Raw genomic sequence first — 18,775 nt, 5'->3', positions numbered from 1 at the left:
CCCTGGGAGGCTGTCGGCTTCGACCGGGGCACGCGGTTCACCGACCTTCGCAGATCGGCTTCAATGCCTTGGACGATGGCCAGATGCTCCTGGTCTTGCTGATATCTCTTGATTTTTTCGCGAAGCGACGCCTGGTTCTTGGTGCGGAATCGCAGCCTCATTCGGCTTGTCCGAGCGTGCGAACCCGTCGCCCCTCAACCTTGAGCCGGCCAGCGGCGTAGAGTGCGATCGCCTTGGGAAGTGCCTGGCACTCGGCTTCGAAGACGCGGGCGGCGACGGTCTCCGGGGTATCGTCGTCGAGGACCGGGACGGTTTGTTGGAGGATGATCGGCCCGGTGTCGTAGGTCATGTCGGCGAAGTGAACGGTGCAGCCGGTGACCTTGGCTCCCGCCTCGACGACGGCCTGGTGCACCGAGGCGCCATGGAAGCCCTTGCCGCAGAAGGCGGGGATCAGAGACGGATGGATGTTGATGACTCGACCGGTGTAGTCGGCCGGGATTTCCACGAGTGACAGGAAGCCGGCGAGAATCACCAGGTCTGCCTTGGACTCGCGGATCGGGTCGAACACAGAGGCACTGAAGGTGGCGAGCGATTGCGATTTCCCGCGCGTGGCCAAGGCGACCGGAATTTGCGCGGCCTCGGCACGCGTAATCGCTCCGATCTTGGGGCGGCTTGCGATGACCTGGCTGATCGTAGCGTCGAGTTTGTCGGCCCCAATCAGGTCGATCAAATTCTGGAGGGTGGTTCCACCCCCCGAGACGCAGACGGCCAGGCGGATCGGAGGGCTCGTGATCGGCGGGTTGCGGGGACAGTCGGCCATCACCGGGTGATCCAGGGACCTATCAAGACAAAAAGGAGTGACTCTGCCGAGATCCGAGTTTGCGCCAGGTTTTCGACAGAAACAGAGGCCTCGTCATTATGGGCCGAGGGCCGAGGAATGCAAAGGCACGCGGGAAAATCGGTGGCGAGCGAAACTCTGCGGCGAGCGAAAACATTGAGACGGCTTTGGTATGTCACCTGCTACACTTAAAATCGGATCTCGCCTCACATTCCTTCGAGGAGATTTGATGATGAGCCAGGCGGAAACACCTACAGGTTCCAGTGTTGTCGCGGTCTATCCTGACCATGCTTCGGCGGAGAGGGCGGTGCGTCGGTTACATCAGGGAGGGTTCGCGATGAGCGATCTGTCGATCGTGGGACGCGACTTCCAGGTGAGCGAAGAGCCGATCGGCTTCGTCAACACGGGCGATTTCGCGGCGGCAGGCGCGGGGACGGGGGCCTGGGTCGGCGGCCTCTTCGGGCTCCTGGTCGGGGCGGCGTTCCTGATTCTGCCGGGGTTGGGCCCGGTGATCGTGGCGGGACCGCTGTCGGCGGCTCTACTCGGCGGGGTGGAAGGCGCCCTCGCGGGGGCGGCGATTGGAGCGCTGGGCGGAGCCTTGGTCGGCTGGGGAGTGCCCAAGGACCAGGCACTCAAGTTTGAAACGCAGGTCAAGGCGGGCAAGTTCCTCGTCGTTGCTCGAGGCACGGCCGAGGCGATCGAAACGGCCAAGGAACTGCTGGCACCGGAAGCTCCCGAGCAGGTCGATGTCTTTGACGCGGCTTCGGCCTGAACGCCAACTTCGAGAGCGTGCGGGATGGGTGGGAGTGCCCACCCACCCCGCGCCTCAGTCATCGTAGCGGATTGAGCACGAGTCCGCTGAGCAGCTTGGGATAGAAATAGGTGCTCTTGGGGGGCATCTTCTCGAGGTTCGAGGCGATCGACTCGACGTGCTCCATGCCCGCGGGCGGCACGAGGCAGGCCAGGTCGCATCCTCCCGCGTTGAGGTCGGCCGTGACCTCCTCGAGCAGGTGGACGTAGCGGCAGGCGGCCGGTTCGGCCGGCTTCAAAATCGACTTCAGGACGAGCTCGTGGAGGATGCTCACACCGAGCGATCGCCATTCTGCGCTATGCTCGGGGGCGAGGGTGTCCATGGTCGCGTCGGACCGGAGCTGTGCGATCAACCAGCGTCCGTCACGCGTACCGAAGGCGAGCACGTCCTGATCGCCTCCCATGGCGATCTCTTCCCAGGCAGCGCGGCAACCCGCATCGCCCTCGCCCGCGATCCGAACGTCGAACTCGGGGGCGAGCCGTTCGGCGAGCGCTTCGGAGGTGAGGCCCGGGAACCCGGAGACGAGCCGGTGGGTCGGGAGGATCAGCAGGCCGGGGTCGCTCATGCCGACCAGCATCATCATGCAGAAGTTGGCCGGGTCGTTGGGGCCGGTCAACTCGCCCGCGGCGGCGAGGTCGTCGCGAAACTTCACGCCGGTCTCGTAGCGGTGATGGCCGTCGGCGATGAAAATCGGCTTCGCGGCCATCAAGCCCTGGACCGCGGTGTGGACTTGTGGGTCGTGGACCTGCCAAAGCTGGTTCTGGACGCCGAGGTGATCGGTCGCCTCCAGCGGGGTGCGGTCGCGAATTCCGGCTTCCGCGGCGCGAAGCACTTCGGCTTCCGCGTCGGGGTAGAGGCCGAAGATCGGGCTCAGGTTGTACTTGGTGGCGTTGAAGAGGGCGAGCCGATCGGCCTTGGGACCGGAGAGGGTCTGCTCGTGCGGGTAGATCTTCCCCTCGCCGAACGCTTCGAGGCGGACACGTGCGAGGAACCCCTTGCGCGTGTGTTTTTGCCCTTCGACCTCGAACGTCTGGTGGTAGACGTAGAGCGCGGGGTGGTCGTCCTGGCGGAGGATCCCGTCCCGGTTCCACTCCCGGAGCGCGCGGGCCGCGCGGCTATAACGGTTCTGAGTGGCGTCGTCGCCCGGCTCTTCGCGGTTGAGCTCGAGTCGAACGACGTTATGCTCGCTCGCCTGATAGAGCCGGTCCTGCAGAGCCGCGTCGATCACATCATAAGGGGGAGCGACCACATCGGACATCGCCCCGACTCGAGCGATGTCGTAGCGGACGCCCCGGAACGGTTGAATCTCGGGCATCGGAATGGTTCCCACCGGCAGGGGTTCAGGCCCCGCCGGTGTTTAAGGATAAAGGGCAATCGTGGCCCAATTTGTGAGAAGAACAAGTTCCTGGATCGGATCGGGCCGGCCGTCCCGGTGAAGCCGGCCGGCCCAGCGATTCTGATCGCTCTCGGACGTTGGCGAGGCGGGGAAATCAGGTTCCTATTTCCCAACTGACGAGGTACTTGCGCTGCTCCTCGGTCAAGGTGTCGATGGCGATCCCCATCGTCTGAAGCTTCAAGGCGGCGACCCAATGGTCGACGGCCTTGGGAACGTTGTAGACGGCGTTCTTGAGCTCACCCTTCTGCTTGATCGACCACTCGGTCGCCAACGCCTGGGTGGCGAAGCTCATGTCCATGACGCTCGCCGGGTGTCCGTGGGCGGCGGCCAGGTTGATCAAGCGGCCTTCGCCGAGGACGTAGAGCCTGCGGCCGTCGCTGAGCACGTATTCGTCGACGAACTCGCGGACCTTCTTGTGGATCGTGGTCGCCAACTTCGCCAGGGAGTCGAGCGCCAGCTCGACGTTGAAGTGGCCCGAGTTGCAGATCATGGCGCCATCCTTCATCAGCGCGAAGTGCTCTTCGCGGATGACGTGGATATTGCCGGTGACCGTGATGAACAGGTCGCCGGTGGTCGCCGCCTTATTGATATCCATGACCTCGAAACCGTCCATGGCGGCTTCGAGACCACGGACCGGGTTGACCTCGGTCACGATGACGTGAGCGCCCAGGCCCTTGGCCCGTGAGGCCACGCCCTTACCGCACCAGCCATAGCCGCAAACGACGACCCGGCGGCCCGCCAGCAGCATATCGGTCGCGCGGATCACGCCGTCGAGCGTGCTCTGACCGGTGCCGTAGCGATTGTCGAAGAAGTGCTTGGTCTCGGCGTCGTTGACGGCGATGACCGGCAGCTTCAAGACGCCGTCCTTCTCCATGGCGCGGAGCCGGATGACACCGGTGGTCGTCTCTTCCATGCTCGCGACGACGTTCTCGACCAGGCCGGTTCGCTCGGCGGCGGTGAGGGTCTTGGCCCACGCCTTGAGCTCGGGGTGGAGGTCGTCGAGCCGATTCAGAGCGATGAAGATCATCGCGCTGACCAGGTCGGCGCCGTCATCCATGGTCACGTTCGGGCTGTGCTTGAGCGCGGCCGCGATGTGACGATAGTAGCTCGACTCGTCCTCACCCTTGATTGCGTAGACCGGTATGTTGAAGTCTTGCACCAAGCTCGCCGCGACGTCGTCCTGCGTCGAGAGCGGGTTCGAGGCGACCAGGACCAGGTCCGCGCCACCGGCGACCAGCGTTCGCGCCAGGTTGGCGGTCTCGGCCGTCACGTGCAAGCAGGCCGACATCTTCATGCCTGCCAATGGCTTCTCAGCTTCGAACCGCTCGCGAATCGCACGGAGGACGGGCATGTCCCGCTCCGCCCAATGGATTCGCTCGAAGCCAAGGGCCGCCAGCCCAAGATTCTTCACATCGCCAGAAACTACAGTCGCCAAGTTAGCGCCTATCTTCAGTGCCAAGGAAAAACGTCGAGAGGACACGGTCTACCCGACAAGACAACGTTTTCACACCGCTTTATCAGATCGCCGAGCGAAGCAGCTTCAGGGTCTTCTGCCGCTCCCAGTCCATCCAATCGAATGGCCCTGGGGCGGGTCGATCCACGGCAACTGGCCGCTCGATCAGTTGGGAGATCGCGATCCCGTGGGCCCGGGCCTGAGTCGGAGCCGACGAAGCCGCGGTGCGAACCAAGTCGTCAAACCGCGCCCAGTCCTCACTCGACATCGCCACCCGAACCGCTCGACTCGTCCACTCGCCGGGCAACCGGGGATAGAGCGGACGCAAGCCCCGTTCTTGATCGGGCTGCCGTCGCCGCCCGCGCCGATCTTTCTCCATGCCGACCTCCCGGAAACCGTCCCGCAACGAGATCGTTCGTTTCACTTCGTCGGGGATGATAAGACACACGTACGCGTGTGTCAAGAGCGAGCCAAACTCGCCTTGACCGATTCGGACGATTCACCCGACTCCACTCGGTTCGCCCGATGGCGAGTCCTCGCCGGAGCGGTTACCCCTTTGGGATCGCCCACCTCTGGGGTGGCGGCTCGGGTCCGTCTTCGGCCTCCGGCGCGATCTCAAGAAGAATGGGGGCCGAAGACGGACCCCGGCCACCCGGATCGATCCGTCTCTGAATCCTCCGGCCGGAACCGCTTTAGGAAAGCACCGTAGAGATGGCTGATCGGGCCGCTTGGACAAAGGCGGCCACGCGGACGGGGTCTTTCTGCCCTGGGGCCGACTCGACTCCGGAGGCCACGTCGACCATCCATGGGCGAACCCGGGCGACGCGCTCGGCGACATTCTCAGGCGTGAGCCCGCCGGCCAGGATGAGTCGGGGCAGGGGAGGGAGGAGCGGGAACAGGTGGTCGGCGATCGCCTGGCCGGTCCCGCCGTCGCGACCGGGGACGTACGCATCGACGAGGACTTCGTCGGGGACGCGACCCAGGTCCGCGGCCTTGCGCAGGTAGGCGATCATCGCCGCGACCGCGTCCGCGCTACCGATCCGGAAGGCGCGAACGAGTCGGAGATGGCCGAGTCTCACGAGATCTTCGGGGGGCTCTTGACCATGGAGTTGGACAATGCCGATCCCGATTCGATCGGCCTGAGCCGCCACCTCATCGGGGGGCCGGTCGACGAAGAGCCCGACCACTTCGGTCGGGCTCGGAAGGGCGACCACAATCTCGGCCGCCAGCGCGGGGTCGACACGGCGGGGTGACGCGGGGTGGAAGTTGAGTCCGACCCAGTCCGCACCCGCCGCGGCACACGCCAAGGCTTGGGCCACGCTGGTCAGCCCGCACACCTTGATTCGGACGGTGGGTTGGGGCACGGGCTCAGGAAACCCCAAGCTTCTCGAGCGAAGCCTTGAACTTCGACTCGGTATTGACCCCCACCAGTCGGTCCACTTCCTTGCCGCCGTGGAAGATCAAGACGGTCGGGATCGCCGAGATCCGCAGGCCCCCGGGGGTCTCCTGGTTCTCGTCGGTGTTCATTTTGCCGATCTTGACCTTGCCTTCGAACTCTCCCGCGAGCTTTTCGATCGTCGGAGCGAGCATTCGGCAGGGACCGCACCAGGGAGCCCAGAAGTCGACAATCACGGGGATTTCCGAGTCCAAAACGTCCGACTTCCAGTTCGCGTCGGTGAAATCCAGCACATTCGCGGCCATTGGTATCGCCTCGTTCCTCGATCGAACGTTCAAGAGCGGGGTCGACGGACTTGACAGGGCTGTTGGCGGTGTTTGGGGTCCGTCGCTCGTTGGTAGACATTATAAGAAGGCTTGAGCGCGAGTCAACCGGCCGGATCGACCGCGGCGAACGTGCCTGCCTGCCCTTATCGGGCCGAGCGGCGGGTATTGGCGACGTCTTCCTCGGCCAGGTAGAGGACGCGTCCGCAGGTCTTGCAGAAGCTGAGCGAGTTGTTGTTGATCAGCTCGTTCATCATCTGCGCCGTGATCGAGACGAAGCAGCCCGAGCAGGCGTGGTTCTCGATGAACGCCATGGCGTCGGCGCCGTGCTGCTTGACGGTCCGGCGATACCGTTCACGGAGGTCTTCGGGAATGATCGCCTCGGCGCCGACGATCGCGGCCACGAGTTCCTCGTGCCGGGTCTTCTGGTCCGCGGCCTGCGACTCGATCTCGGTCTGGAGCGTGGCGACCTGTTCCCCGAACGTCTTGACCTCGAGCTCCTCGGTCGCCAGCGCGGCCACTTGCTCGTCGATCCGCATCATGTCTTCGAGCATCTCGCCTTCGAGCTTCTCGATGGCCGCTTTGTCATTGGCGATCTGATTCTGGATCGCCTTGTACTCTTCGTTCTTCTTGACGAGGTTGAGCTTGACCTTGAGGTCGTCGATCTTGGATTGGTGCGCCTGGAGCGAGTGCTCGCGCTTCTTGAGCTGGACCTTGGAATCTTGAACGGCCTTGCGGGAGGCCTCGAGCGCGGTCTTGCGAAGCACCAGCGCCGCCTGGCGCGCGGCGAGCGTCTTGGGACCCGAGGTCATCCGGTCGCGGAGCGCCTTGGCTCGCTGGTGGAGCTGGTGGAGTTCGCGGAGATTATCGGCGGTGGCAGCCATCGTTTCGTCTCCATCGGGTCGGTTCGGAGGCGCAGTCAAATCAGCAAGCAAGAGAACCAACCATATAAAGTCCAGAGGTCTGTCAACGGAGTCGACCTCCAACGAGCGCGGAGCGCGTTCCCGCTGGCGTCCCTTGAATTGTGGCGGTCGATCGCCGGTCCCGTTCGGATCGGAGCGGAGCGGATCGAGCCGCGAGGCCAACAAAAAACCGCCGGTCGCCCGAAGGCGGCCGGCGGTTGTGTCGTCCGAGGTCAACCCGTACTCTCGAGGAAACCCTCGAGTTGCCGGCTGCGAACCGGATGTTGCAGCTTACGGACGGCCTTGGCTTCGATTTGCCGCACCCGCTCGCGAGTGACTTTGAAGATCCGGCCCACCTCTTCCAAGGTATAGGTGTAGCCGTCTCCCAGGCCGTAGCGAAGCTTGATGATCTCGCGTTCGCGATAGGTCAGGGTTTTCAGGACCTGATCGATCTTCTCTTTGAGCATTTCCTGGGTGGCCGCGTTGATCGGGCTTTCGGCCGCCTCGTCTTCGATGAAGTCGCCGAAGTAGCTGTCTTCGCTTTCGCCGACCGGCCGGTCGAGCGAGATCGGGTGGCGGGAGATCTTCATCACCCGCCGGGTCTCTTCGATCGAGATGTTGGCGGCCTTGGCGGTCTCTTCGATGGTCGGTTCGCGCCCCTTTTCCTGGAGCAGCTTCTTCGAGACGTTGCGCAGCTTCGACATCGTCTCGATCATGTGGACCGGGATCCGGATCGTCCGGGCCTGGTCGGCGATGGCGCGTGTGATCGCCTGACGAATCCACCAGGTGGCATAGGTGCTGAACTTGTAGCCCCGGCGATACTCGTACTTGTCGACCGCCCGCATCAGGCCGGTGTTCCCCTCCTGGATCAGGTCGAGGAAGGAGAGGCCGCGGTTGCGATACTTCTTGGCGATCGAGACGACCAGCCGAAGGTTACCGCCGGAGAGTTCACGCTTGGCCTGCTCGTACTCTTTGAACCGCGAGTTCATCGCCTCGACCCGATTGCGCAAGCTTTTCGGGGTTTCGAGGGTGATCCGCATCAGGTCCTTGAGTTCCTTCTGCAGGTTGGAGCGGTCTTCCTTGCCCCCACGACCCGCGCGGTAGTCCTGAAGCTGGACCACCAACTCACCCATCCGGGCGGCGACCTGCTCGAGCCGCTTCATGAGCGGCTGGACCTTCTGGGTCCGGATCGAGAGCTCCTCAACCAGGTTGACGGCCTTGCGGCGGCGGCTCTTGAGCTCGGCCATCAAGGCGCGTCGCGCTGTCTTGTCGCGTTCGCGGATGAACGAGCGGAAGTCGCGGTTGTTGCACTCCATCAGGTGTGCAAGCGTCACCAGGTTATGGGGCATCCGGCCGAGGATCTGGTCTTTCTCGAGATTCTCGGTCACCGACACCTTGACCGTGCGATCGAACGGCAGGTCACCCTCGTTGACCTTCTTGAGCACGTCGACGACCAAGGCGAGCGCGAAGTGGCACTCGAGGACCTTGCGGCGGAACCGCTTCCGGGTGATCTCGATCTTCTTGGCGAGGTTGATCTCCTGATCGCGCGTCAGGAGCGGGATCTCTCCCATCTGGGTCAGGTACATCCGGACCGGGTCGTCGATCCGCCGCGAGATCTCGTCGAGGTCTTCGGGGGTCAGTTCTCCGTCATCGTCGTCGACCGGCTCGTCAACCAACTCGTCGGGTTCATCATCGGAGTCCCCCGAGGCCTGAAGGCGTGATTCCGCCTCGTCCTCGTTAATGAGCTCAATCCCCATCTCGTCGAGCGATTCGAGCAAGCCGTGGATCTTATCCGGGCTACTGGCCTCGTCCGGCAAGTAGTCGTTCACCTGATCGAACGTCAGGAACCCTCGGCGTTTGCCCAAATCGAGGAGCGTCTTGAGGCCCTCGTCCAGCTTTTCCATCCAATAACCTCCCTCACGACGGAACGATGGGTCAGGACGCGTTTTTCTTCTTCGTGTCCGGCCGCATGGAATGGTGTCGGTACAATTCGCGTTGCAGGGCTTGATACTCTTCAGGCCGCGCAGCAGGATCGTTTTCTTTCAAAGCATCTTTGAGATCTTGCAGGTGGTCTTGCCAGTCGCGCTGGGCGAGTCGGCCGAGCACCCCCGCAAGACAATCCTCCCAGGGAGCGGGCTGGGCATAATCGGGCAAGGGGGCCGGGTCTCTCGGGAGGAGCAGGCCGGCGGCCAGAGCCCGCGTTGCCGCGTCGTCGAGACGCAGAGCAACCCGATCGAACGTGGGCGTCAACCCCTCGGCGTGCAGGTCGTAGCACGCCTGGAGGATCGCTCGCAACGGGGCGTCGCGGATCGAAGCGACCGCCACCCGCGAGATCAACTGCCCGACCACGTTCGGCTGGTTCAACACAATTTCGAGGAGTTCGCGACCGAAGGGGTCGAGATCCGCCATGCGGATCGGGACGACCGGGGCCGCCGGGGGTGTTCCCGCGGCCGAGGTCGTCGCCACTTCGGGCAGCGCCCGATTGCGGGTCGCGGCGGCGGCGGCGGACGAGGCCGCCGTGGTGTGCAGCCGCTTCAATGATTGTTTCAGGACGTCCACCGGGACGCGCAGCCGCTGCGAGAGCGTGTCGAGGGCGCGGGCGATCTTGATATCCATGCCGATCCGGGTCGACTTGGGCACCCGCGCCAGGATCGAGAGGACCCATTCCGCCGCCCGCCGCGCATCCTCGAACGAGTTGAGGTCGAACCGCGTTTCCGCGCGCCGGATCGCGAAGGCCATCGGGTCGACAGCCTGGTCCACCAGGGCCCGGAACGCATCCGCTCCTTGGGCGAGGAGGAACTCACAGGGGTCGAGCTTGGATGGAAGAGTCAACACGCGGACGTCTACCTCATGGGCCAGGAACAACTCAAGGCTGCGGTCGGCGGCCGACTGTCCCGCATCGTCGCCGTCGAAAATCAGCACGACCCGATCGGTGAGCCGGCGGAGCATCAGGACGTGGTCGTCGCCCAGGGCCGTGCCGAGTGTGCCCACCACGTTTCTCAGGCCCACCTGGTGGGCCGCAATCACATCGGTATAACCTTCAACGACGGCCACCCAGCCCATCTCGCGAGCCGAGGCGAGCGCAAGATCCGCCGCATAAAGAATCTTACGCTTCTGAAACAAAGGTGTTTCGGGGCTATTCAAGTATTTTGCAATATTTTTTCCCGCGGCCGCCAACGATCGTTCCAACTGGGGCAAAATCCGACCGCCGAAACCGAGGGTGCGCCCCCGAAGATCGTGGATCGGGAACATCAGTCGGCCGCGAAACCGCTCGCGAGTCAGTCCGGGAGACTCCTTAGATCGAACGACGAGGCCCGCTCGCTCCAGAAAGTCAAGAGAAATTCCTTCTTTGCCTGCCCGGCTCGTGAGCCAGTCACGCGTGTCAGGAGCGTAGCCCAGGCGGAATCGAGCGACGCTCTCGGCGCTGATTCCCCGCTCTTCGACATAAGCGAGAACCCCGGCATCACGCCCCAGAGCCTCGCCGTACATCCGCTGCGCCCACTCGTTGACCGCCAGCAGGTCGCGTTTGGATGGTCCCTTCGGGCCCGGCCCGGCAGGTGCGCTCTCCAGAGTGACTCCTGCCCGTTCGGCCAACATGAGGAGTGCCTCGGGAAAATCCACCCGCAAATAATCCTTGACAAAATCGAAAACATCGCCCCCCGCGCCACAACTCCAACACTTGAACGATTGTCGTTCAGGGTTGAGCTCGAGCGAGGGATTGTGATCGTCATGAAACGGACACAAAACCTTAAATTTTGAACCGGAACGATGCAGAGGAAGGTATTCGCCAACGATCGCGACGATATCCACCGCCTGTTTAATAGCGGTCAAAGTCGCTTCGGAGTATCGGGGCACTGAGATCTCCTCTACGAGTCCTCAGGCCCGGGTCCAAGGGGATCGTAGACACGGTGGGTTTGATGATCGCCCGTTCCCGAACGAGCCGCGTTCCGTGCCGTTCTTCGTCGGCTGTCAGCGGAATTATAGCCCCTATCTGAAATACGGTCAAGTTTTTCGGGGGGTTGAACGACAGGAAGCCCTGATTCTAACCTGGCATGATTTTAGCAGTTAGGGCTAGCCGCCGGAAAACAGGCCTCCCTAGTTTGCCCGATCCTTCCAGCCGGCCTGACTCGACTCTTGACATCCGGGGTCCGCTCGTTCCTCGAGAATCCCTCGTCGTATTCCCTGGACCTGTTCCACGCGCGGGCGACAAACGCGTGAAACCCTTGTCCCGCAAACCAGGTGTCCAAGTCAAGGGTGGTGCCGCGGATTGGGGACTGGCCCATGCCGCCGGGACGAAAACAGAACGCGAACGACGCCCGCCAGGGCCTGGCGGGCGTCGTCGGCGATTCGATCCGGGCGCCTTGCGGCGATCCGTCGGCTCGCGGCGGATGCGGCCTTCCTTCCCTCGGAACGCTCAGCGCCTGGGGGCGGAGGAGTTGCCGCTGTTGATGGTGACTGAGCCCGCCTGGCCATCAGGCGTCTGAACCAGGAGGGGAAGGCCCTGATCGGCGTTGAGTGCGGCGATCGCGGCGTCGTATTCGGCCTTGGTGTGAACTGGGGTGTGGCCGACGGCGACGATTCTCAGGCCAGGACGAAGCCCCGCCCGCGCCGCGGGGCTTTCGAGGACGACCTGATCGATTTCCAGCGATCCGCCGAGGCTCGGGTCCTCCTCGCTGGGAATTTCACGGACCCGGAAGCCGAACGAAGCCAGGACCGGAGCCCCGGGATACTCGGCGATGATCACCTCCACCAGTTTCAGCTTGCCGTCGCGATAGACGCCGATCGGGACGTGCGAGCCGACGGCGAGGTCGGCCGTGACGCGTTTGAGGCTGTCGGGATCGGCGACCGCTTTGCCGTTCAACTGGACGATGACGTCCCCCGCGAGCAGCCCTGCCTTGTCGGCCGGGCCATCGGGCACGACGTTTTTGACCAACGCCCCTTTGCCGTCGGGGATCGCCAACGCACGCGCTTGGTCCGGGGTGAGGAGTTCCATGTTCACCCCCACGAACCCACGAATCACCCGCCCATCCTTGATCAGGCTTTCCACGATCCGTTTGGCCATCGACGAGGGGATCGCCAGGCCAATGCCTTCATTGCCCTGACTCTGGTTGGACGTATAAATGGCCGTATTGATCCCGATCACCTTACCTGTCAGGTCGATCAAAGGGCCCCCGGAGTTTCCCGGGTTGATCGCGGCGTCGGTCTGAATGAACGACTCGTACTCGTTGATTCGGAGGTCGTTCCGCTGGGTGGCCGAGACGATTCCGGCGGTCACCGTATGGTCGAGGGCGAACGGGCTACCGATGGCGAGCACCCAGTCACCGATATCGAGCTTGTCGGAATCGCCCCAGGACGCGGCGGTGGTCACCTTGCCACTGATCTGAAGGACGGCGAGGTCCGTCTTGGGGTCGGCCCCCACGAGCCGGGCAGGCATCCGCGTCCCCTGGCTCAGGCGAACCACGATCTCGTCCGCATCTTTCACAACGTGGTTGTTCGTGACCACGAACCCTCGATCCTTGTCGATGATCACGCCCGAGCCGAGGCTGGCGTCCGCCAGCCCAAGCGGGTCACCCGCCGGCGCCTCGCGCGGTCCGTTGCCACGACCCGGAAACCGTTTCGCCTCGACCCGCACGACCGCCGGGGCGGCCGCGGCTGTGGCCATCCGGAACAGCTCCGAAGCCCGCGCAATAATTCCCGCTTGGTTCAGCTTCGCCAACGCTTCGGACGCCGCGCGTGACCGGCCTGACTCCCACGCGTATCCCGCGTTGTCCGCAAGGTAAGGAACGCCGTAAACCAACGAGGCCAGGAGGGTGAGTACGAACAGGATCAAAAGGAACCCGCGTCGGACCGGCGGGGTCGTGGGGCGGGGAGGCGGCTCGTCGAGGCCAAAGTCTTGCGGGTCGAACGAGGCCATCGGCGCGTCTCTCCTAACGAAGATGTGCTCAGAGTGGACGCGGAGCGTTCCACCTTTAACCTCTATTTTGGGAGCTCATCCGGCCGAAAGCAACCCGCGGTCGCGCGGGTTCAGATCCATTCGGAGCCCTTTTTGGGGTGGGCCTCCTCAGCTACAGGCGTGGTGAACCTCACCAGTCCTCGGTCGAGGAGGCAGGTATTGGGGGCGGGAAATGCCGGCTTGCTGGCGTGGGACCACACCACATGCGGCTTACCGTCGGTTGAGTTCCCTGCGACCGTGGGCGCTTATTTGGATGGAATTCCAACGAATTGCGGGCGGAGCGTCCGCGGGCTTTGCAGGAGGGGAGTCAGTTTCAAGCCATGAGTCACGTCACGGCCTCTCCTGGCCACTCAACGAGTTGCTGGAACAACTGCCGCGATATTTTGTACTTGTTGAAATCAGTAATATTTTAGAATGAAGCGGACGACCCACACGCTTCAATCCAGGTTCCGACGCGGGTCGAGCGGCACTGAGACCAGGGATTTGGGCGAGGCTTCCGCGGCAAGCCCTCGACGATATCGGCTTTGAAGGCTCGAGCGCCGCTCAGGGGGTTGAGCGACGATCAGGATTGGGAATCCGGCTGAGTCAGCGTGCGCTTTCAAGCCGCGGTGTTGATTCGCCCGCATCGGCGCTGACGGCGAAGGACGAGGCTTCCGGCGACGAGTCCGAAAAACGCCAACGTGCTCGGCTCCGGCACAGGAGCGGGGGTGAGGAAATACTCATGGGTGGCCCCGGAACGATCGGTTCCAAAAGCCACGATCCGCCCGGAGGCGTCAATACCGATGGCCGATTCGAGGTTGAGCCCCGCGGTGGGTGGGATCAGAGTATTGAGATCCTCCATGATCCCTTTGTCATAGAGGAAGGCGTGGTGTGCGCCGTTCGCAATCTCCGACCAGCCGACAACTTGCCCAGCGTTATTCAGAGCGTTTCCCGTTCCATTCTTGCCGCCGAGGCTACCCAAGTCCACAAACCTTGATGTGCCTGATGTGATTGTGGGGTCGATCAGCACGGGGGCAGTCTCCTGCCAGTTCGGAGATTTCTGCTGCGATCCTGTAATCATCAGGTGATCGTTGATCCCTGAGACCGTTCCGTAAAAACTATTCACCGGACCGCCCATGAAAACCGTGCTGAGGTAGCCGGGACTCTGGACGCTGGCTGGTTCGTGGGATCCGTAAACCTGGAGTGTGTGCGGGTCCGGCTGAAACAAGGCAACCAACGAATGAGGCCCATTAAAATCCGGATAAAACCTTTGGCTTGTGACGCCGACCACGTAGCCGTGATTATTGCCACTTGCAAAACGGACGCTGTCAAGGAACAGATTGCCGATACTCGACTGTTCCACATCTCCTTGAATCCAATAAACGGGAAGTCCCGGCGGGACTGGGTGAGAAAATCTCTCGAAGGAACCCGACTGAAACGCCGACTTGTCTGTGGCGCCCAGGGCGTCCAGATAGTTGAAGTGGTAGTTGGTGGTGTCGTCAGCCTGACCGAGGTCGGTCACGGAGTAGACGGGATCCGCGTCTACCCGCGTTCCGGCCAGTCCCACGGTCGTCGAAAGTAAAGCGAGTTGAAGTAATCTGCCGCGCATTCGACCCCTCCCTGGGAAGAACTCATGGGGTGCTTTAGAAATTACTGCCGGGGAGCCGCATCATGGTTGAATGCAGATTGGATGTCAAGTGCTACCACAATGGAACGTACATGTTAAACCGTAAATTGTAAGTCGACCGCAGGTTTCGGGTTCCAATGCTGGTTGCAATTGATGAGGAATGGCAAACCTGCGGCAATTCGGACGCTTCTCAAGGGGCCCGACTCACGCGGGGAATACGGTTTGAGTTGAGTCCAGTCAGGTCGGGGCCAGGCGTCCAGACGCCCCGGTGCCAATTGTGAATCGGAGCCACTTCGGTTATTTTGCCCTCACGTGGGCATCTGTTTTGGGTTGGTCTATCCCCATTTGCATGCGATCCGGCTCGAAGGGAAGGATTCCGCGTCCAGGTCCCCAGCCGGGCCGTTTTGGATTGGCTCCGAGTGGGGAGTTGGATTGGATTTGAAAGGATTCGCATCAGTATGATCGACGGCCTCCGCGCGAGCGACGGGTGGAAGTTTTTCGGGGTATTGCCGCGGGCGGATCGCGCCCTCGCATTGGCCTGGTGGGTGGTGCTTCTGCTCCGTGGCATCCTTCCGGCACTGTTCGCCATCGTCATTGGGACACTTGTGGGCACCGTCCAGCGGGAGCAGGATGTGGTGGGCTCGTTGGTTTTGGTAGGGCTTGTGTTCGTCCCGCTCCAAATCCTGGCGCCTCTCCACCGGGCCCTTGGCGCCAATCTTGGAAGCCAAACCGCTGCCTGGCTTTATGACCGCCTTGCTCTGGCTTGCACGCGACCTCCGGGGATGGGCCACCTCGAGAATCCGAAGCTCACCAACGACCTCACGATGGCGCGTGACTTCGACCTCGGAATCAGCGGCCCTCCGCTGTCGATCTCGATGGATTTTATCGCCGCCGGGCTGGTGGAGATGATCACGGGGCTGACCTCCGCAGTCATTCTCGTCGGCTATGCCTGGTGGGCCCCGTTGCTCCTTGCCGGTGGCTGGCTCTCCACCCACTGGCTGTTGCGCGAGAGTGCCGTCTGGCGCGACCGGAATACCGAGGAAGTCCGCGACGCCCAGCGCCAAGCCGACTACGCTTACCGCCTTGCCGTCGAACCGTACGCCGCCAAGGAACTCCGGCTCTTCGGACTCGCCGACTGGACCGTGGATCGGTTCCGCTCGATGCGCAGCCGCCTCGTTGCGCTTCGCTTCCAGGCGACGAAGTTGCGCGAACGCCCCGTGCTCTGGAGCCTCTTGATTGTCTTGATTGCCAACCTCGTGGTCTTCGGGTCGATGGCGAGCGCCGCGGCGGATGGTACGCTTGCTCTCGATCGACTGGTGACCTACGCGAGCGCGGCGGTCACAACCAGCCTGATCGCATTCGGTGGTCTGTCCTGGGCGCTCGATAGCTCGTCCGCCCCGGTCGCGGCGGTGCTCCGGCTCAAGGAGGCGATGGAACCGGCTGGGGCGTTGGTCCTTGGCCGACAATCGGCCGTCGGTGTCCCGGCTCGCGCGATCCGGTTCCGCAACCTGACGTTCGCCTATCCGGGCACGGACCATCCCGTGCTCGAGGGCTTCGACCTCACCATCCCGGCCGGGACTTCGCTCGCCATCGTCGGCCAGAATGGAGCCGGTAAGACGACCTTGGCGAAGTTGCTCTGCCGGCTCTACGACCCCCAGGCCGGCGCCATCGAAGTCGACGGGGTGGACCTTCGCACAATCGATCTCGATGGGTGGCGATCGCGGGTGACCGCCGTCTTTCAGGACTTCATCCGCTTCGAGCTCTCACTGCGCGACAACGTGGCCCCCGGCGGCGCGCCCGACGACCTGATCCGGGCCGCCTTGGCGGATGCCGGTGCGACGGGCCTCGCCGGTCTCGACACGGTGCTGGCCCGTGGCTACGAGGGGGGCACCGAGCTTTCCGGCGGCCAGTGGCAACGGGTCGCACTCGCCCGAGCGCTCTGCGCGGTCCGGCTCGGAGCAGGCTTGGTGCTGCTCGATGAGCCCACCGCGCAACTCGACGTGCGTGGCGAGGCCGAGATCTTCGAGCGCATTCTCGCCGCGACGCGTCAGACCACCACGATTCTGATCTCTCACCGCTTCTCGACCGTGCGGCACGCCGATCGGATCTGTGTGCTTGAAGCCGGGAAGGTCGTCGAACTCGGTACCCATGAAGCGTTGATGGCGGCCGGTGGCCGTTACCATACGATGTTCGAGCTTCAAGCCTCGCGGTTCGGATCCGATGACGCTGAGGAAGAAGGGGGCCACTACGATGTCCTCGCCTGATGCCCCCATGCCCCCGGCGCTGGCTTCGATGTGGCGCGCCCTCAAACGGGGGTACGAGGCCGAGCCCCGGCTCCTCGTCGTGGCATTTGGTCTGGCTCTGCTCGCAGCGCTACCCGACTCGCTGATGGCGCTCTGGTTCAAACTGCTCGGTGACGGGGTCTTGGCTCACCACCGCCCGCTCGTGTTGGTGGCGGCGGTCGGCCTCGGCGGCTCAGCGACTGCGACCTGGTTCCTGCGTGTGATGAGCGATCGCACTCAGCGCCGGTTTCGGGATCAGGTCACGATCGCACTCGAGTCGCACGTGGCGCGGCTCCAGGCGTCGGTGGTCACGGTGGAGCATCATGAACGCCCCGAGTACCTCAACCGGCTTGCGGTGCTCCGCGACCAGGTTTTTGTTCTCGATCATATGTATATGTCACTTTTTTCCACGTGCGGTTGGATCTTGCGTCTGGGAGTGACCGTCGCGTTACTGATGTCGATCCACCCCGCGCTCGTGCTGCTGGTCGTGTTCGCCTTGCCCACCGTGCTGAGTTCGACCTGGCGACCCGGCGTCGAACGTGCCGCCGAGGAGCAGGGCGCGGCGGCGAACCGGCTGGCACGGCACCTGTTCGTGACGGCCACCACGGCCCCGCCCGGTAAGGAGGTGCGGGTGACCGGCATCGGCGATCGGTTGGTCGCCGATCGCCGGGCGGCCTGGGAACGTTGGTATCGGCCGGTCGCCAAGGCACGTTGGGGGAGTGCCCTCTGGAACATGCTGGCGTGGGGGATCTTCGGCGCAGGGTTTCTCGGGTCCGTGGCTTTCGTCGCGTTGGGGATCCAGGCGAAACCCGGTGACGTCCTGCTCGTGCTCGCGGCGGGCTCGCGACTCTCGGCCTACATCGGCGCCACGGTGGGCGAGGTGGGCTTCCTCTGCGGATTCTGGCTTGACGGCTCGAGGCGCATGGCCTGGCTCGAGGATTACGCGGCCGGATTGCTTGAAACGGCCGATACACCGGTGCCGGAGCGGCTCAACCTCGGGATCCGCTTCGATCACGTCTCCTTCGCTTATCCGGCGACTGACCGCCTCGTGATCGAGGACGTTTGCCTGGACATCAAGCCCGGAACCGTGGTGGCCATCGTGGGAGAAAACGGCGCAGGCAAGTCAACTCTTGTAAAGCTCTTGTGTCGGCTCTACCAACCGACAAGCGGACGTATCTTGGTCGACGAACTTGAACTTGGACGTATGCCCGCGGACCAGTGGCGGTCTCGGCTCGCCGGTGCGTTTCAAGATTTCTTTCGGTTCGAGTTCCAAGCCCGACGGACCATTGGCATCGGCGACCTGGCTCGCCTCGACGACGAACCCGCGGTCATGGCCGCCGTGGAGCGTGCGGGCGCGGACGACGTTGTGGCACGTTTTGCGGCGGGCCTCGAGACTCAACTCGGCCCCACCTGGGCCGAGGGCGTGGAAGTCAGCTTTGGCCAGTGGCAAAAGCTTGCGCTGGCCCGCGGCTTCATGCGCGATCACCCGTTACTCCTGATCCTCGACGAGCCGACCGCGGCCCTAGATGCCGAGACCGAGCACGCGCTCTTCGAGCGTTACGCCGCCGCCGCACGCGTTGAGAAATCCAACGGCTTCGCGGGAGCGACCCATGGCCGGATCACAATCCTGGTGTCCCACCGCTTCAGCACCGTGCGAATGGCCGACCTCATCGTCGTACTCGACGGCTCGCGCTTGGTCGAGGTCGGTTCCCACATGGAACTGATGGCTAAAGGGGGCAAATACGCGGAACTCTATGGGATCCAGGCAGCGTCTTATCAATAAAAGTGACCTCAGAGCCCGCAACTTTGGAAGAG

14 protein-coding genes are annotated in these 18,775 nt (G+C 63.3%); 3 read left to right on the top strand and 11 right to left on the bottom strand.

Annotation, left to right across the window (positions count from 1 at the left end; translation table 11 throughout):
• Positions 1–157: 157 nt before the first annotated feature.
• Positions 158–820, bottom strand: a complete 663-nt coding sequence (gene purN, locus BUS42_RS35235) for a phosphoribosylglycinamide formyltransferase (protein WP_074315010.1) — start codon at positions 818–820, stop codon at positions 158–160.
• Between the two features lie 190 nt (positions 821–1,010).
• Here purN and BUS42_RS35230 point away from each other — a divergent pair, with 190 nt between their 5' ends.
• Positions 1,011–1,610, top strand: coding sequence for a general stress protein (locus tag BUS42_RS35230; protein ID WP_315850749.1), 600 nt, complete (start codon positions 1,011–1,013; stop codon positions 1,608–1,610).
• 58 nt (positions 1,611–1,668) lie between these two features.
• Here BUS42_RS35230 and BUS42_RS35225 read toward each other — a convergent pair whose 3' ends face one another.
• The 10 genes from BUS42_RS35225 to BUS42_RS35180 all read right to left on the bottom strand — a co-directional run bounded on the left by BUS42_RS35225 (position 1,669) and on the right by BUS42_RS35180 (position 14,573).
• Complete coding sequence (locus BUS42_RS35225; RefSeq protein ID WP_074315005.1) at positions 1,669–2,964, bottom strand: DUF1015 domain-containing protein; 1,296 nt, start codon at positions 2,962–2,964, stop codon at positions 1,669–1,671.
• A 175-nt stretch (positions 2,965–3,139) separates the two neighbouring features.
• Complete coding sequence (ahcY, locus tag BUS42_RS35220) at positions 3,140–4,480, bottom strand: adenosylhomocysteinase (RefSeq protein WP_074315003.1); 1,341 nt, start codon at positions 4,478–4,480, stop codon at positions 3,140–3,142.
• A gap of 82 nt (positions 4,481–4,562) precedes the next feature.
• Positions 4,563–4,877 carry a hypothetical protein gene (locus BUS42_RS35215; RefSeq protein WP_074315740.1) on the bottom strand — a complete coding sequence of 105 codons (315 nt, stop codon included), beginning with the start codon at positions 4,875–4,877 and terminating at the stop codon, positions 4,563–4,565.
• Between the two features lie 313 nt (positions 4,878–5,190).
• A complete protein-coding gene (locus BUS42_RS35210; protein ID WP_074315001.1) occupies positions 5,191–5,862 on the bottom strand; it encodes a phosphoribosylanthranilate isomerase in 672 nt (223 codons plus the stop codon).
• Between the two features lie 4 nt (positions 5,863–5,866).
• A complete protein-coding gene (trxA, locus tag BUS42_RS35205) occupies positions 5,867–6,199 on the bottom strand; it encodes a thioredoxin (protein ID WP_074314999.1) in 333 nt (110 codons plus the stop codon).
• 164 nt (positions 6,200–6,363) lie between these two features.
• A complete protein-coding gene (locus BUS42_RS35200; protein ID WP_074315738.1) occupies positions 6,364–7,101 on the bottom strand; it encodes a zinc ribbon domain-containing protein in 738 nt (245 codons plus the stop codon).
• A 251-nt stretch (positions 7,102–7,352) separates the two neighbouring features.
• Entirely contained in the window at positions 7,353–9,023 is a 1,671-nt protein-coding gene (gene rpoD / locus BUS42_RS35195) for an RNA polymerase sigma factor RpoD (protein WP_074314997.1), read from the bottom strand.
• Between the two features lie 31 nt (positions 9,024–9,054).
• Positions 9,055–10,974: a DNA primase gene (dnaG, locus tag BUS42_RS35190; RefSeq protein WP_074314995.1), complete on the bottom strand. Its 1,920-nt coding sequence runs from the start codon at positions 10,972–10,974 to the stop codon at positions 9,055–9,057.
• Positions 10,975–11,533: 559 nt separating this feature from the next.
• A complete protein-coding gene (locus BUS42_RS35185) occupies positions 11,534–13,033 on the bottom strand; it encodes a trypsin-like peptidase domain-containing protein (protein ID WP_074314993.1) in 1,500 nt (499 codons plus the stop codon).
• A gap of 637 nt (positions 13,034–13,670) precedes the next feature.
• Positions 13,671–14,573: a PEP-CTERM sorting domain-containing protein gene (locus BUS42_RS35180; RefSeq protein WP_254053994.1), complete on the bottom strand. Its 903-nt coding sequence runs from the start codon at positions 14,571–14,573 to the stop codon at positions 13,671–13,673.
• Positions 14,574–15,136: 563 nt separating this feature from the next.
• Between BUS42_RS35180 and BUS42_RS35175 the strand changes: the two genes are divergently transcribed.
• Together BUS42_RS35175 and BUS42_RS35170 are read left to right on the top strand one after the other, a co-directional pair.
• Positions 15,137–16,942, top strand: coding sequence for an ABC transporter ATP-binding protein (locus tag BUS42_RS35175; RefSeq protein ID WP_074314989.1), 1,806 nt, complete (start codon positions 15,137–15,139; stop codon positions 16,940–16,942).
• Positions 16,929–18,743: an ABC transporter ATP-binding protein gene (locus BUS42_RS35170; protein ID WP_074314986.1), complete on the top strand. Its 1,815-nt coding sequence runs from the start codon at positions 16,929–16,931 to the stop codon at positions 18,741–18,743. The genes BUS42_RS35175 and BUS42_RS35170 overlap by 14 nt, the downstream gene beginning before the upstream one ends.
• Positions 18,744–18,775: the final 32 nt, after the last annotated feature.

The organism is Singulisphaera sp. GP187 (assembly GCF_900129635.1).
Classification (GTDB): Bacteria; Planctomycetota; Planctomycetia; order Isosphaerales; family Isosphaeraceae; genus Singulisphaera.
Note: the sequence above shows the minus strand (reverse complement) of the source record. Positions and strands in the feature narration are given on the sequence as shown.

Coding starts and splice junctions, on each gene's coding strand:
- purN (WP_074315010.1), bottom strand. CDS start 820: ATGGCCGACTGTCCCCGCAACCCGCCGATCACGAGCCCTCCGATCCGC.
- BUS42_RS35230 (WP_315850749.1), top strand. CDS start 1,011: ATGTCACCTGCTACACTTAAAATCGGATCTCGCCTCACATTCCTTCGA.
- BUS42_RS35225 (WP_074315005.1), bottom strand. CDS start 2,964: ATGCCCGAGATTCAACCGTTCCGGGGCGTCCGCTACGACATCGCTCGA.
- BUS42_RS35215 (WP_074315740.1), bottom strand. CDS start 4,877: ATGGAGAAAGATCGGCGCGGGCGGCGACGGCAGCCCGATCAAGAACGG.
- trxA (WP_074314999.1), bottom strand. CDS start 6,199: ATGGCCGCGAATGTGCTGGATTTCACCGACGCGAACTGGAAGTCGGAC.
- BUS42_RS35200 (WP_074315738.1), bottom strand. CDS start 7,101: ATGGCTGCCACCGCCGATAATCTCCGCGAACTCCACCAGCTCCACCAG.
- rpoD (WP_074314997.1), bottom strand. CDS start 9,023: ATGGAAAAGCTGGACGAGGGCCTCAAGACGCTCCTCGATTTGGGCAAA.
- BUS42_RS35185 (WP_074314993.1), bottom strand. CDS start 13,033: ATGGCCTCGTTCGACCCGCAAGACTTTGGCCTCGACGAGCCGCCTCCC.
- BUS42_RS35175 (WP_074314989.1), top strand. CDS start 15,137: ATGATCGACGGCCTCCGCGCGAGCGACGGGTGGAAGTTTTTCGGGGTA.
- BUS42_RS35170 (WP_074314986.1), top strand. CDS start 16,929: ATGTCCTCGCCTGATGCCCCCATGCCCCCGGCGCTGGCTTCGATGTGG.